The sequence below is a fragment of the Enterobacter sp. TMH.L2 genome, assembly GCF_050847315.1.
Taxonomy (GTDB): Bacteria; Pseudomonadota; Gammaproteobacteria; order Enterobacterales; family Enterobacteriaceae; genus Cedecea.
Map to the genome: position 1 here is coordinate 3718210 of NZ_CP193791.1, position 15175 is coordinate 3733384.

The window sequence follows — 15175 nt, forward strand, 5'->3', positions numbered from 1 at the left end:
GGAATAAGGAAATATGGGCAACCCCGCAACAATTTTTATCAGCATTGCCAGCTATCGGGATCCGCAGCTGATCCCGACGCTTCAGGATATGCTGCGCCACGCCAGCCAGCCTGAAAGGCTGCACATTGCCGTGTGCTGGCAGGACGATGAGGATCTCAGCCTCTTTACGCGACACGGCTTCGTCCCCATGGGCAGCCGGCATGTTGCCGGACATGAGGCGTTTATTTTCAGTTTCCAGCAGGCCCGAATCGAACTCATCAGCGTGCACTACTATGCCAGCCAGGGGGCCTGCTGGGCGCGGAGCCTCGCGGAATCGCTATTTGAGGCAGCAGACTATTTTCTGCAAATTGATTCCCACTGCCGGTTTATCCCCGGCTGGGATAACGAAATGATAACCACGCTGCGCCAGCTAGCGGCGACATCTCCCCGGCCAGTGCTCTCATCCTACCCGCCTGCGTTTGTTCCCGGAGAAGACGAAGAAGCCAGTAAAAAACGTTATGTGAGCCGCTTAATCTTCCGGGAGTTCAACCCGCAGGGGCTCCCGATGTTCAGCTCCACGCCTTTTGAATCTCCCGAGCCCGTCAGGGGCAGCTACCTGGCCGGAGGATTTATTTTTACCCGCGGGGACTTCGTAAAAGAGATCCCCAACGACCCACAGATTTTCTTCGCCGGTGAGGAAATAGCCATGGCCGTGCGCGCGTTTAGCCACGGCTACGATATCTACCATCCCCATAAGCCTCTGCTATGGCACTACTATCAGCGCAAAGAGCACAGCAAGGTCTGGGGCGACCACACGAATCAGGCCAAAGAACAGGGCTCCGTTGAGAAGGCCTGGTGGGAGCGCGATGCCGCGTCGAAAAAGCGAGTCAGAACCGTGCTGGGTCTGGAGAGCGAGCCCAAAGGCGGCCTGGCCCCCTATGGGCTGGGAAAGATCAGAACGCTGGCACAGTTTGAATATCAGGCAGGTATTTGCCTGAAAAACGGCACAGTTTTACCGGAAGTCATGGCCGAGGATAAAGTGAATTTCTTCTCCGACCCGCCCGCCGACCATGCCGAATGGCTACGTCGGCAATATGCCTGGCATAAGAAGACCCTTACGCTGAGCAAGACTGATTATGAAGCAGACAACGGCGACGTAAGCGCACTGCATATCAGCGTCTATACCCAACAGAACGAGTTGTTCCACAGGCAAACGCTCACCCGCAGCGAACTGCATGAACTACGCCAAAAAACGTCCTCGGAAGACATCTCGCTTCCGGTGGAATTTAAAACCACCAGCCTAAGTAAACCAGGCTCGATCAGGCTGTGCACCTGGTCAGACAGCCTGGGCTGGGGCACCGTCACGGAGAAGACATGGTGAAAAGTGAAGCCCTTTTTTGTCGATTAGTCAGCGTGGATACCCTGTTTTCTTTTGACGGCATTATTCCCTCTGCGCCGGACTTTCAGCTCAGGCTGATCTCGCTGATTGAGCAGTTCAACAAGGCGCTGCTGGTGGAAAACCAGGCGCCTGAAGAAAGCGAGGCGCTATGCCGGGCGCTGTGTGATTATTTTGATAAGCGCTTGAGCAGCAATGCCCAAAACAACTCTCTGTCCTGGCAACGCTACTCGCTGGTGCAGTATTTCTATGGCTTTGTTGACAGCGAGGAAGCGCTCCCCCTTTCCGCCCGGCTGGATGCCCTGCTTAACGCCGACAGCGAGATCATTTTTCGCTACGCCTGGAAGCTGCTGACGCTGGTGATGCAAATTGAAGGCAGTACCGATGCCCTGGTCTCGCTGCGGGCGGCTAAACGCGCCCGCTATTTTTCACGCGCCCGGGCAGAGACGCCTCCTTCGGAACACGCAACGGCATCCTGGGTGAGCCCGCGGGCCGGGGCGGCAGGATCCCCGCGCTTAATGATCTTCGTCATCGGGCCGTTTGCTGGAAAATGGTTCAGCCAGTCAAACCTGTCATCCGGCAGCGAGCATGGGATCCTGTGGGTGATTGAGGAGAACGCCAACGGCCTGGCCAAACGGATGGCGTATTTAAAGAAAAATAACATCGCCCTTGCTACGATGGCTTATTTCCCGCTGCTTGCCGACGGCTTTGAAAGCAGTAGCATCATGATCGAGCAAATTACCGCCTGGCAATACGCCTTTTCATCCATCCGCCTTTCTGAGCCTTTACCCTGCATGCTGGGGCTCTACACCCGGCTCAGCCAGCAGCGCTCCGCCCACGATCCGGATCGGGCTATCTGGACCGGCGGGCTTGCCGAGCCGCCTTACGGCCACCTCAAGCTTGAGCATCAGTGGGCGAGCCTGCTGGCCGAGCTGGAAGCTAATGACGACGGGAAAGATCTCTACGCCATTCAGCGCCACGCGGTAGCCAGCACGCTGCTCTCCTGGCTGGCTGAAAGCCGTATCATGAACGTGTTACAGACCCTGTTTGACAGCACCCAGCTCGACTTTGCCGGCATCACTCTCGCCGATCACGGCCATGGATTCACCCGGCATGGGGCCTGGTCCCTGTGGCTTTCAGAGCGATACGGTATTTTGCCAGGCCTGTCGGCTTCTATCGCCCTGCCTCCGCTGCCGGAGATTCCCCTGCCGCCGGTTGAAGAGCCGCCTCCTACCCCCTCTCCTGCGCCGATTCCAGTGCCGGTGGAGATCCCACGCCGCCGACGCTGGCCTAAAGCACTCGCCGCCCTGCTGCTGCTGTGCCTCGCGGGCGGCATTGGCTACGCCATACAGCAGGATGCGGTGGAAATTCGCGGCCAGATTAGCCAGATAAAGCCGATCCAAAGGCTACTGGGAATAAATGACAAATCCGATGCATCGGCATTCCTGCAGCTCGTGAACAACGCGCCTTTATTTGAGAACGGCAGCAGTAACCTGATGCCGGAAAGCCAGCACATTCTGACGCAGCTGGTGCCTGAGATGGCGCGCAACCCGCTGCAGATGTATCTGATCATCGGCCATTCTGACAACACCGGCTCTGCCACTGTCAACATGGCCCTGTCCACAGAGCGCGCTCGCGTTATCCGCGACTGGCTGGTGGAACACTCGGGCCTGGCCGCCAGCCAGTTTATCGTTGAAGGCGCGGGCAACTCTCGCCCGATAGCCAGTAACGCCACCCAGGAAGGACGCGCGCAAAACCGCCGCGTCGAAATCATTCCGTTATCTATGCAAGACTACAAGGATTGAGAGAGTCGCTTATGAGTAACAAACCTGTGACCTACCCCCTCAATGAGGGCAGTTTCGTGACGTTGAATCCGCAGGAGGATCAGTCGATCAATATCCTTCGCTACATGGATGAGGATCACAATCCCTATAACATCTTGATCAACCGCACCACTCTTGAAGAAGAGCAGACCGTTGATCAGTTCTGTGAAAAACAGTGGGATAAAATGAAACGCTTCGTCCCGGGATTCGAGGTCGAAGGGAAGAACCTCAGGCATGAGATCGGGCCTGCCAAACTGCCGGTCCTGCAAACCGCGAATAAGTTTCTCGAGGACGGCACCTGGATCCGCCAGGTCTCGTCTATCATTACGCTTCCGGGGCACCCGGTGCTGAACCCGAATAAACGTAAGCTGCTGGTGTTTACCCTGGCCGTAAATAATGATTTCACCGAAGCACAGCGTAAACATTATGTCCGGATTATTAACAGCTTTGTTCCTCTGGAAGCGCCCCTCGGCGAAAGCGAATAACCCTCCCGCTGAAGCATCCCTTCTTTTCGGGGGCTGATGCTTCAGCCCCTTCATTCTTCGCCAGGATTAAAATGAGCCGTAGCGTTTAATGTCTTCAATTGGCCGTTTAAAATACTCTCGTCTGTCCATGACCGTATTTTCTATATCACTGAGCCCGGGCCGCTGATGCCCGATGCAGGGATATACGCCGTACCAGTTTCCCTGAGCCATCAGTTTTAACCAGTTGGTATCCAGTCCGGCTTTATTGCGCGCTTCGCCCTGCTCCATTCGATAAATGGCCCGAGAATAATTGTGCATCAGCGTTCGATAATAAGGCCTGTTCACCAGATAACTGTTTGCCAGAAAAGCGAACTCGACTTTATAAAAAGCGGAACTCACCTTTTTAATGATGTAATAGCTGGCCGAAAGAAACCCCACATCCCAGTCAGTGCGTGCTAACTCACCCAGAAAAATATTAGCTCTTTCAATAGATTGGGGATCCTCATCGAACACCATATCATCTTCAAGAATCAGGACGTTTTTCCAGCCATTTATTTGCGCCATGATCAGGACATTCAGGTGGGACTTTGCGCAGCCCAGCGCGCCCTCTTCTTCCTCAATGGCCTGAAAATGGATAATTTTTTCTTCCGGAGCCTGAACCTTCTTTAACTCCGCGATAATTTCAGCCTTTCTATCCTGACGTTTCGCCAGATTGATATAGACAATTTTATCAATAAAATCCCAGTTAATTACGCACATATTCAGCCATTCCAAATAATTGCCAGCTTGTATTTTATCGCAAACTCCATGCCCTTACGGGCAACAGGTCTATTTTAGGATTATGGCTTTATTTTTCTTTCAAGATACTGTCATTGAATCTTTCTTGCCGATAGCCCTGCCGGGGGAAGTTTTTATATTCAGTTCGAATTCTGCGCTCACTCAGGAGCGCGAGATTATTTTCATCAAGAGCGTACTGAGTCATCCGCTACTTTTAACGAAACGCAGAGGAAATTCCCAAACGTGGCGGGATGTTGACAGAAAAATACCTGACGTAAGTCCATAAGCCTTCGCGGCCTGGCCATACAACTTCCCCCGTCATCAAAGCGTAGCGGGAATTATTACAATACGTACTTCGTTGTACATACCGTTACACAGCAACGCTCATCATCGGTGAAAGGCTGGTATATAGTGCAGCGATGCACAGGGATGATTTGTTGTGTTGATAAAAAATAACAAATTTTAAACAAATGGTAGTCATGTAACCTCATATTAATAATGAAAATCAAGAATACTCTCTGCCTACATATCCTGATGGCGCTGCTTGCCGTTCTGGTCTTATGCGTTCCGGCCCTGGTGACGGGCTTGTTCACGCCGCTAACATTCCAGCCGCTGATTAAAAGCATGGACGGTACAGCGAAAGAGCAATCAGAGAAAATAGCGACAATTTCCCATGCATTACAGGGTAATGCATTATTTTTCCTCGGCGCTTCTGAGGTGTCGACATCGGAAGATGAACATTACGCTGTATATAATTACTTTAATAAGCAATTACATCAGCCGGTGGTGGCTTACGGGGATAGTTATGTCGATAACATCACACAATTCCTGCTGCTCTCACGTTTTAAAAACGATATAAATGCCAACAGTAAAATTGTTCTGCTGTTTGCCCCGGACAGTTTTTATTTTGACACTATTCCTCCGGCTATTTTTGCCGATCATTTCCCGGCCGCTATTTTTAACCCACTGATGGCGGATGAAAAAGCCCGTCCTTTCCTGGTCAATTACTTACACCATATTGATGAAGAGGACATCAGCCATTTAACCCTGGGAGAAATGAAAATATATGGCTGGCGGCCAAAAGTAATTTGGCAGTCTATTAATTATGAGTTTGCTAACTTCTGCACCCTGGTAAAAAACCATTGGCTGGCGTGGCTGCGCATTGCGCCTGAACCTCACCGCCCATGGCCCGCTCCCGCTGATAAGTACGCCGCGCCAGACTGGAACGAACAGCTGGCCCATGCCCGCGTATTGAATCAGGTTCGCCAGCAAAGTGCCGCCACGTTGTGGATGGACAAAAGCGTTTATGAAGACGGAAAAACGGCGGAAGAATGGTATGAAACGCCGGTGGTAAACCGCCAGATGGAAGCCTTCAAGGCCACCATCGATCTGCTCAAATCTCGCCATGCCCAGTTCGTGGTGATCGTCGATCCGCTTAACCCGTGGGCGCTGAAAAACACGCAAAAATTCCAGCCCGTTGACCGCCAGATCAGGGCGTATCTCGAGCAAAACCAGGTGCGCTATTTCGATATGTACGCCCAGCCTTATCAAAACGGCTGGAACTGGGATCGCCTGCATCCCACCGAGCTGGCGTGGGTTGCTATGGACCGCTTTATTGCCGAGAGCTTTACACGATGAAAACTGCCGTTCGCCTGTTTGTGCTTTACCTCTTGCTGGCCATCACGGTGATCGCATGGTCTTCCGTGGACGACAGCATGAGTATCAAAGTGCATTTTGAATATCAAAAATTCTGAAGGATGAATGATGTATAGCTCCGGGGCATTTTTTTTCTTTCTGTTTTCATCGGCGCTGCTATTTGCGCTGGTTAACCGCGTACTGCATTACCGGCTGACCTATTTAGCAGCATTCTCCGTGCTGGCGGCGCTGGCATGGGGATATATTTTCCAGGGCGATTACCTGGTTCCGGTGGCTGTATTCTTTGCGTTTTATCTTCTTGTCACCCTGAAAGAGAAAGGCTGGTTAAAAACCTGGCAAGCGGTCACCCTCACGCTGCTCCCGCTATTGCTGGTGAAATTACACCTGAATAATCACTGGGGCATGATTGGCCTGTCGTTTATGACCTTCCGCGCCATTGACGTGCTGCTTTACCGCAGCAAAAAAGATGGCCAGAACTTTTTGCATTATTTCTGCTATCTGTTTATGCCGTTTATTATTCTCGCCGGCCCGATGTACCGCTGGCGAACCTGGGTCGGCGATATTAATAAGCCGGTATTCAGGCTGACCCGCGAACAGTTTTTACTGGCCGTGGAGCAAATCGTCACCGGCGTCGTGCAAAAGTTTTTGTTTGCGATGCTTATCGACAATCTGGTGATTGAGTCCTGGAGCCACCGGCCGTTCACGCTCACCGTCGGCGTGGTGATGTCGGTCGCCTACAGCGCCTATCTCTACTTTGATTTTGCGGGCTACAGCAACATGGCTATCGGCGCCGGGCGGCTGTTTGGCCTGAATATTCCGGCCAACTTCAATATGCCGATTCTGGCCAAAAACCCGCAGGACTTCTGGCGCCGGTTCCACATCAGCCTGTCTGAGTGGCTGCGCGACGTGGTCTTTATGCCGATTTACATGAATCTGATGAAGCTCGATTTCTTCCGTCAAAACAAAACCCTGGCACAGAACGTGGGCATCTTCTGCACGCTCTTTTGCATGGGGGCCTGGAACGGGCTTGAACGACACTACGTCATCAGCGGCGCGCTGTTCGGCGCCATTTCCGTTGCCCATAACATGCTGCTTTGGTCAGCCAAACGCAGCCCGGCCTTGAGTAACGGCTTACGCCATCCGGTTATCGCGTTTTTTGGACGAATTCTGACGCTGGCTAGCGCCGCGGTCTCCCTCTACATCTTTAGTGGAATGTCACCTCTATGAACCTTCATCCAGAGCTTCAGGAACTGCAGGATTTTCTGCGTGCGGCATTACTCGACCCCGCGCGCCCCAGCCAGTTAGCCATCAGCGGCAGCGATATCGCCCTGACCTGGCAACAGCTTTCCGTCGCCGCAACCGACTGGGCGCAGCGCTACGCGCAGTGCGAACAACCCGCCGGCACGCCGGTGGTTTTATACGGGCATCAGCAGGCCGAATTTGCCGTAGCAATTTACAGCTGCCTGCTGCACAACATCCCGTATATTCCGGTGGACTGCATCTACCCGCAGGAGCGGCTGAAAGAGATCTGCCAGCTAGCCAGCGCCCCTTATTACTACGACGTCGTGGCGAAGCAGTTTGTCGCGACCGGCGAAACCGGCAGCGTGCTGGCCGAGCCCGATCTGGCTTACATCATGTTTACCTCAGGCAGCACCGGGAAACCGAAAGGCGTGCAGATTGGCCGCGAGAGCCTATGGCACTTCATGAAGTGGGTGCGCGATGACTTTGCGCTGCCGGACGTGCCGGTATTAATGAACCACGCGGTATTCAGCTTCGACCTGTCTCTTATTCCTTTGCTGGCGAATCTCGCCACCGGCGGGCACATCGTGCTGAACGCCAAGGAAGATATTGCCGCTGAAAACTGGCTCGATCGCCTGAAAACCAACGAAGTTTCGGCCTGGGTCTCCACGCCTTCTTTTGCCTACCAGAAGCTACTTTCCCCTCAGTTCAGCGCCGAGTATTTGCCCGCGCTGAGCGTGTTTGTGTTTATTGGTGAAGTGCTGAATAAGGCGCTAGTCAGGCAACTGCGCCGCCGTTTCCCGCAGGCCAAAATCCTGAACTCCTATGGCCCAACGGAAGCCACCATCGCCACCACGGTGATTGAAATCACCGACGAGATCCTGCACAGCGAAAACGACGTGCTGCCGGTGGGCACCATGATGCCGGAATCCCACATGGAGATTACCTCCGAAGGTGAGCTGATTATCTGGGGGAAAAACGTCATGCGCGGTTATCTCGGCCTGCCGCAGGAAAACGCCGCTAAGTTGCTGCACCGCGAAAGCGAGCAATACCGCGGCTACCGCACCGGCGATCTCGGCTACGAAGACGGGCTACTGTATTGCCAGGGCCGTAACGACAGCCAGATCAAGCTGAACGGCTACCGCATTGAAATCAACGAAATTGAAAACCGCCTGCTGGCGATGTCCGGTATTAGCGAAGCCGTGGTACTGCCGCTGATGAAGTCCGGCGGTGGCGTGCTGCGCATTGCAGCGTTCTGCGTCACTGGCCTTGCCCCGGAGGCGATCAAGACTTCGCTCGCGAAGGTGATCCCGCCTTATATGGTGCCTTCACAAATCATTATTAAAGACGCTTTGCCGCTGAACCCTAACGGCAAAATCGACCGCAAGCTGCTGGATACCCAGGCTCGCACGAATTAATGACCCAGGAAAATAAGATGGAACAAGAAATTCTCGCCCTGTTTGAAAAAGTGTTATCCCGCAAGGTCGGTTTTAACGATGAACTGATCGAGTCCGACATTCTCGACTCTATTCTGGCCGTTGATTTGGTGCTGGAAGTGCAGGATGTGTACGGCTGCATGATCCCGCCGACGGAAGTCGCCACCGTGCTGAAAACCCCGGCGGATCTGGCGCGTTATATTGAAGAGAATCGCTAGTCACGGTTATGAGCGGTCTCACTCAAACATACGGGAACAGTTCAACCCCTCACCCCGGCCCTCTCCCTTCCAGGGAGAGGGTTAGGGTGAGGGTAATAGCGCTCATTCAGGCTATAGGCTGCACCGTCTCTCTTTTTTTCAAAGCCGCGATCATTTGCCGCAGTTCAAACTTAAAAACGGGCTGAGAGATACTGAACCCCTGAAAGAGATGCACCCCGGATGCCAGCAGCAACCTTAATTTCTCGCGGCTATCAATCCCCTCGGCAACGCAGTAACTTCCCGTTAATTCACAGTAGTACGCCAGGCTTTTGATCAGCGCCAGCGCGTGAGGTTCATACTGCGCGTCGGCCACGACTTTGCGATCCAGTTTGTAATCGTTGAACCGCACCGCCCGCACCGGGAAATAAACGCTGCTCTGCGAAAAGCAGTCATCAAGCATCACCCGGTATCCCTGGTGCTGAAGCTGGGTAATAAAGAATCGACTCTCCTGATGCTGATTCAAATTCAGATCTTCTGAGATTTCCAGCACCAGCCTGTCCGTCCAGAATGGATTTATCAGTCGGGTACTCAACTGTTTAATAATGCCGAACAGACTTTCACTGTTTGAAACCGCGGCCGGAATATTCACCGCGAAATAATACTCCCCCTGGTACTGATTAATGCCGCCCACCGCCTCTTGCAGCATAAAGGCCGTTAACAGCCGCCACGTATAGCTGGAGCGGATCTGCGGCAGAAACTCTGCGGGCTGTAGGGTTTGCCCATTTCGATGCCAGCGGGCCAGGATTTCCAGCCCTTTGAGCTGCAGCCCGCCGTTCACAATAGGCTGGAATACCGGGTAAATCTGGCGGTTGTGGATGGCATAAACCAGCTCCCTTTCAAACGGTGAAAGGGCAGCCAGCATCCCCGCCGAGTCTCCTTTTTTCTGCTGATTACTCGCCATCGGCGCCTTCTCATGCAGCAGCGGATGAACCATTTTTTTTAACCCGGATATTCGCTGCACATACAGCGTCTTATGGCTGACGCCGCGCTGTTTCGCCTGCTCCTGAATCGTCTGCCCGGCGAGAGAGTCCACCAGCACATCCAGCTCTTTTCGGGTCAAACCTTCGGGCCGGATCTGGCTCACCAGCTCCTCTTCAAGGGCGTGTTTTTTGAGGCTGACGCTGTTATCCCAGTCCCCGTGCAGCAGCGCGGCCAGGCTGGCGCAGGGCAGATCGGACGGCACCACCCGCACGCCGCCAAGATAACCGTCTTTTTTCACTAATTTCTGCAGCGAACGCCAGATCCATGAGGCTGAACTTCGGCTCAAAATGAGCATGGGGAGTTGGCCATCATGGCGATCGAGCAGCTGCGCTACCTGCCGCAAGACGACAAGCAGCCAGTAAGGTTGATCGGGCAGATAGACCACAAACCGTGCCCCGCTCTCTTCCTGCAAACTTTCTTCCCCTGAGCCTGGGAAAAATACCGCCCGGGTTTGACCTGCGGCTAACAGATTCTCAAGCCCGCACGCCATCATGTTGCAGGGCGAGAGAATGTAGGTCACGCGCTCGCTTACTTTTCCAGGTGCGCCGCTACTGGTAAACAAACGTCACCCCAACGATCGACTGCACATTACCCGCCGTAACCTGCCCGGTCGTTCTCGCGTAGGTCGCAGTCAGCCCCAGACTAACGGGGGTCGTCCCTACCGTTCCCAGCGAAACGGTGTTAGCGCTGCCGGCCCCCAAAGCGGCACCATTTCGCAAAAGCTGAACGCCAATTCCCTGAGCAGGCGAGCTGGAAGACGTATTGGTGAAAATGGAGTTATCGCTGCCCAGCGTGTTGCCAGACAAAAAGTAACCGATTCTCTGATTCTGCGCGCAGCGCACGGTGACGGGCGCAGGCGCCGTGCCAGGGTAATCCGGCAGATTCACCGTCACGTTACGGGCGGATACGTCACAGCCACCGGTGGGCACCACAACATCGTTGTTGGCGTAGATATTCCAGTTGATGATCTGGCGATTCCCGTTAATGGAATCTTCTTTTTCCAGAATAAGCTGGGCAATCATGGTGTTGGCTTTAACCACTACGCCGCTGGCGGTGCTGATAGGCGTTAAATACAGCACCGCCTGCCAGCCACGATAATCCCCCCAGGTGTGGTTCACCCAGGCGGTTTCCGTTGTGGTCGGGAAAGGATATTGCACCCCGAAGTAACCTAATGATCCTCTGAAAGCAGAGAGCACGCCCTGATACGCCGAGCCGGACCGGATCCTTACCGGATCGGTATATTGGCTTGGGGCATCGTTTTTGCACTGAATCGACTGGGAAAGATCGACCACTAAGTTTTGCCCTGCCGAAATGGACGGCACAAGATTAACATTGACGTTCACGGTGCCGGAGCCGCTGATGGATGTCCCCAGCGACTGGCAGGTAAAGGCCTGGCCTGCGGTTGACCATCCCAGCCCGGCCAGAGTGGCCAATAACGCGATGATTTTTTTCATTCCATCCTCCTTGCGATCAGGACCAGGTGTAAGTGACATTGATCACCGCCTGAATGGTTCCCTGGGTAGTCCCGCCGTTGACCGTTATCGCTCTGACCTGCAGAGGAAAACTCGTCGCCTGACTGCCGGCATCCACCGGCACGGTTTTATTGGCACCGTTATTCAGCGTTGCCCCGCCGATGTCCCGCAGCTGGAGCTGGAGGTTACGCGCCGTGCCCTGGTTGGCGTAATACCCCGTCGCATCCGCCGTGCCGCTGAACGTTGCGGTCACTTTAGAGGTCCCGACCGGGCAGTTGGTCAAGCTCAGGACAACATCATGCCAGGCGGATGAAGCACCGGCCTGCACCAGGCTAAAGGTATAGAGATCGCCCAGATCGACCGTGGCCGTTGGGGTCGAGATCGTGCAGGGCTTCGCCACTACTCTGCCGTTCACGGTAATGGTGACGTCATCCGCCTTTGCCGTGGCAGAGAGCACCAGCAGCACTCCGGCAAGCACCCTCCCGGGTAGAATCCATTTCATGTCCGCCTCCGGTTACTGAAATTCAAGTGTGAATATTGCGGTCGCATTTACGTGCCCGGCGGTGACCGGCAGCTGCGTTGCCATCAGGCGCGCATAAAAACCCAACACGTTGGTCTGGCCGGGCACCAGCGTGGTCCACTGAATTGCCGACGATCCCGCGTTGATCGGCATCGGCGTCCGGGCGCTGTTCAGGATTTGTATCCCCATGCCTGCAGCCGCTGCCGCGCCGCTATCCAGCTTTAATAAACTGGTGTTGACGCTATCCGCCACGCCGGTAAAGCCCACTTTCACCGCGGTAGCCAGGCCGCCACACGGGGAAAGCACGATGCGAAAAGGCACCAGCGCGGTGGTGGCTCCCACCGCAGAAAACTGTTTGGCCGGGTTATTCATCAGATCGACGATGAAATCTTTCGACTCCGCCGCAACCGCGCAGGCGTTGTCCCGAACATTGCCACTAATCGTAATGGTGCTGTCTGCCGCATCCGCAGCGGCGGCGAACAGTGACAGGGCGATGCCGACGATATAAAGAGATTTAGTCATGCTTATTCCTTAGCGACACAGCGCCGAAAGCGAGCTCAGCATCTGCTTCTGGCTCTCTTCACCCAGACGGTAGTCCGCCACGCAGCTGGCACCCGGCCCGTCTCCCCATTTGGCCAGCACCTTGCCCACCAGCGGCATTCCGCTCAGGTACACCTGCCCGCCGTCGGCCACAATACTGCTCACCTGCAGGCCTTCGGCGGTCACAACCGCCCCGAAAGGCAGAGGCTTGCCGTTGTGGGTCAGCGTCATGAGCATTTTCACCCCAACCTGTGGCTTGAATTCCGCGCGCACCACGGCGCCGTGGGTGGGCACCACGTTGGCGACCGCATCCTGAAGGTCTACGTTGTCAGCCAGCGTGTTGGTGTCCAGCGCGATCCTGTTTTCGCGGTAATCGCTGGCATACGGGAGCACGGCATAACCGCGCCAGTCAGTACGAACCCCGGTTTGGTTTTCGACTTTGACGTCCCCGGCTCCGGGGGCTTTCACCAGCACGACCGTGCTGTTCAGCGGCTGGCTGAAGGTCACACCATCCGCATGCGCCAGTACGCCACCGCTCGCGCCGTAGTAAACCTGTTTCATGCCGTCGCTGCGGCTGTAGCCCACGTTCGCGTTGCCGTATCCGCCGCGGTAGTTCAGTGCGGCATAACCTGTACTGCTGCTATTCCCGTGCCCGCCGCCCGCATAGCCGGTCTGCACGCTATAGCTCAGGTTATTGTCCTCCAGCAGCGTGCCGTACAGCCCGGCCAGGTTGGTCATCCGGCCATTAAGATCGTGTGAGGCGCTGTAGCTGGCGTTGGCATTACGCCAGACGGATTTGCTGTCGGAACGCAGCCAGTGGCTGAACGGGATATTGACGTTTACCGCCAGCATCTGGTCACGCCCTTCCTGCCAGGCGTTTTTCGTCAGGCTGTAGCTGACCGTCCAGTTGATGTCATCCACGGCGGTGTTTAACCCCACCTGCATCTGTTCGTCGGCGCTGCTACTGTTCCAGTAAGTCTGGTGGCTGCCGCTGAGATAAAGCGTTGTTGTTCTGCCCAACTGTTGGGTCAGGCTCAGCTGCACCCTGCCGCGCTTGTTGTAGGCGAGGTTGTAGTAGTCGGTAAACTTAGGTTTAACCTGAATGACGCCGTCCTGCGTTTCCACGCGGTAACCGCTCATCCGGCTGTAGGCACTGTCGGCGAGGGTAAAATAGCCGCTGGTTGAATACCGGTAGCCCACCAGCTGGATGTTGGTGCCCAGTTCATTCAGCGATTTGTTATAGAGGAAACGCAGCGATTGCCCCTGGTGTTCGCTGTCATCGGCGAGCCTGGCGTTGGCCTGAGTGACGTCCATCGACAGCGCCCCCAGCGCCCCCATGTTTTTCCCTACGCCCAGGTTGAAGCTGCGGTAACGGTCAGCCAGCTGGCTGCCGCCATAAAGCGTCCAGCCATCGGGCAAACCATGCAGCACCGTGCCCTGGAAGAACTTAGGCTCTTCCTGCTGGCGGTTGCCGCTGCGATATTCCCCGGCCGTCAGTGAAAAACGCGTGCGCCCTTCGCGCTGTAAAACAGGCACGGATGACCACGGCACGCTGAAGATCTGGCTGCTGCCGTCGGTTTCTTTGATAGTGACCTGCAGATCGCCGCCGCTAGTGGCAGCGTAGAGATCGTTAATCGTGAAAGGGCCTGGCGGAACGGTGCCCTGATAGATTTCATAGCCATTTTGTTTGACGATGACGTGCGCCGTGCCCCGGGCAATACCGCGAATCACCGGCGCAAAGCCTTTCATGCTGTCGGGCAGCATATTATCGTCGGAGGCTAATTGAGCCCCCCGGAAATTGATCCCGTCAAAAATATCGCTGTCGGTATAGCTGTCGCCCAGCGTTAACCGGGAGCGCAGGGAAATAATATCGCGCTCAAGCCAGGTGTTTACGTGCTGCCATTTGTTTTCGTTCGCTGAGCTGCCGCCGCCGCTGTTGTAGCTCCAGGTGGTGTTGTCACGCAGTCGCCATGCCCCGAGGTTGATCCCGCTCTGAAGGTTCAGCCAGGCATAATTGCTGTTACCACCGCGATCGTTTTGCACGCTATTGCCGGTAAAGTTGTAATTCAGCAGGCCGGCGTTAATGCCGTTATCCCAGCGTTCAGGCGGGATATAGCCTCTGGCCCGGTTGCCCATAAACGCCTGCGGCACCGTCAGGTTGAGCCTTTGGAGACCAACATCAAACCCGGCGGTCGCCTCAGGAATAAGTTCAGTCATCGGGACGCAGGCGTCCGACGCCAGGGCGTTCATGCCGGCAATGGCCGCCACATCGACGCCCATTCCGGCCCATTGCTCACGCGTCAGGCAGGGAGCCAGGCCGCTGCTGCTCTTTGCCGCATCAAATTTGACGTCCCGCGTGGCGACAAATCCCTCGTTGAGATAAATATCGACGCGATAGGTCCCCGGCGGCGCTTCCTGCCCACTTTCGAAGCTGGACAAATCAGCCACCGCAGAGGGATCGTCGGCTAAAAAGCGCGGGTTAAAATAGAGATCCGCATGGGCGGAACAGGCTTGCATAGCAATGAAAAGCGCCAGCGGCGTTTGTACCAGAGTAAAAAAAGAAGCTAATTTGCGCCGCGGACGACGGAAGCCGAAACGCGCTAATCCATATTTTAGATGTGACATTGTCCCTCCG

General features: G+C 55.0%; 13 protein-coding genes. 7 read left to right on the forward strand and 6 right to left on the reverse strand.

The window, feature by feature from the left end:
- Nucleotides 1–13 precede the first annotated feature (13 nt).
- Genes ACREYP_RS17850 through ACREYP_RS17860 form a run of 3 tightly spaced genes read left to right on the forward strand, consistent with a single transcriptional unit; the run spans nucleotide 14 to nucleotide 3683 of the window.
- Complete coding sequence (locus tag ACREYP_RS17850; protein ID WP_498881007.1) at nucleotides 14–1360, forward strand: UDP-N-acetylglucosamine transferase family protein; 1347 nt, start codon at nucleotides 14–16, stop codon at nucleotides 1358–1360.
- Complete coding sequence (locus ACREYP_RS17855; RefSeq protein ID WP_498881008.1) at nucleotides 1354–3180, forward strand: OmpA family protein; 1827 nt, start codon at nucleotides 1354–1356, stop codon at nucleotides 3178–3180. Before ACREYP_RS17850 ends, ACREYP_RS17855 begins: the two co-directional genes overlap by 7 nt.
- 11 nt (nucleotides 3181–3191) lie before the next feature.
- Nucleotides 3192–3683 (forward strand): DcrB-related protein, encoded by a 492-nt coding sequence (locus ACREYP_RS17860; RefSeq protein ID WP_008454347.1) that lies wholly within the window; start codon nucleotides 3192–3194, stop codon nucleotides 3681–3683.
- Nucleotides 3684–3749: 66 nt separating this feature from the next.
- Here the strand turns inward: ACREYP_RS17860 and ACREYP_RS17865 are convergent, their stop codons facing one another.
- Nucleotides 3750–4436: a glycosyltransferase family 25 protein gene (locus ACREYP_RS17865; RefSeq protein ID WP_498881009.1), complete on the reverse strand. Its 687-nt coding sequence runs from the start codon at nucleotides 4434–4436 to the stop codon at nucleotides 3750–3752.
- Between the two features lie 501 nt (nucleotides 4437–4937).
- Here ACREYP_RS17865 and ACREYP_RS17870 point away from each other — a divergent pair.
- The 4 genes from ACREYP_RS17870 (at nucleotide 4938) to ACREYP_RS17885 (ending at nucleotide 8988) form a co-directional block, all read left to right on the forward strand.
- Nucleotides 4938–6077 carry an SGNH/GDSL hydrolase family protein gene (locus ACREYP_RS17870; protein WP_498881010.1) on the forward strand — a complete coding sequence of 380 codons (1140 nt, stop codon included), beginning with the start codon at nucleotides 4938–4940 and terminating at the stop codon, nucleotides 6075–6077.
- Nucleotides 6078–6203: 126 nt separating this feature from the next.
- Nucleotides 6204–7322 carry a membrane-bound O-acyltransferase family protein gene (locus tag ACREYP_RS17875; protein WP_166876646.1) on the forward strand — a complete coding sequence of 373 codons (1119 nt, stop codon included), beginning with the start codon at nucleotides 6204–6206 and terminating at the stop codon, nucleotides 7320–7322.
- A complete protein-coding gene (locus ACREYP_RS17880; protein WP_498881011.1) occupies nucleotides 7319–8752 on the forward strand; it encodes an acyl-CoA synthetase family protein in 1434 nt (477 codons plus the stop codon). The genes ACREYP_RS17875 and ACREYP_RS17880 overlap by 4 nt, the downstream gene beginning before the upstream one ends.
- Before the next feature lie 17 nt (nucleotides 8753–8769).
- The gene (locus ACREYP_RS17885; RefSeq protein WP_008454337.1) at nucleotides 8770–8988 is read left to right on the forward strand and encodes an acyl carrier protein; all 219 of its coding nucleotides are present in this window, start codon (nucleotides 8770–8772) and stop codon (nucleotides 8986–8988) included.
- Between the two features lie 106 nt (nucleotides 8989–9094).
- Here the strand turns inward: ACREYP_RS17885 and ACREYP_RS17890 are convergent, their stop codons facing one another.
- The 5 genes from ACREYP_RS17890 to ACREYP_RS17910 are packed head-to-tail and all read right to left on the reverse strand — an operon-like array spanning nucleotide 9095 to nucleotide 15165.
- Nucleotides 9095–10570 carry an EAL domain-containing protein gene (locus ACREYP_RS17890; protein WP_498881012.1) on the reverse strand — a complete coding sequence of 492 codons (1476 nt, stop codon included), beginning with the start codon at nucleotides 10568–10570 and terminating at the stop codon, nucleotides 9095–9097.
- Nucleotides 10557–11462, reverse strand: a complete 906-nt coding sequence (locus tag ACREYP_RS17895) for a fimbrial protein (RefSeq protein WP_008454332.1) — start codon at nucleotides 11460–11462, stop codon at nucleotides 10557–10559. The genes ACREYP_RS17890 and ACREYP_RS17895 overlap by 14 nt, the downstream gene beginning before the upstream one ends.
- Before the next feature lie 16 nt (nucleotides 11463–11478).
- On the reverse strand, nucleotides 11479–11982 hold the full coding sequence (fimG, locus tag ACREYP_RS17900) for a fimbrial protein (protein WP_498881013.1): 504 nt from the start codon (nucleotides 11980–11982) through the stop codon (nucleotides 11479–11481).
- Nucleotides 11983–11994: 12 nt separating this feature from the next.
- A complete protein-coding gene (gene fimF, locus ACREYP_RS17905; RefSeq protein ID WP_498881014.1) occupies nucleotides 11995–12522 on the reverse strand; it encodes a fimbrial protein in 528 nt (175 codons plus the stop codon).
- A gap of 9 nt (nucleotides 12523–12531) precedes the next feature.
- A complete protein-coding gene (locus ACREYP_RS17910) occupies nucleotides 12532–15165 on the reverse strand; it encodes a fimbrial biogenesis usher protein (RefSeq protein WP_008454326.1) in 2634 nt (877 codons plus the stop codon).
- Nucleotides 15166–15175 lie beyond the last annotated feature (10 nt).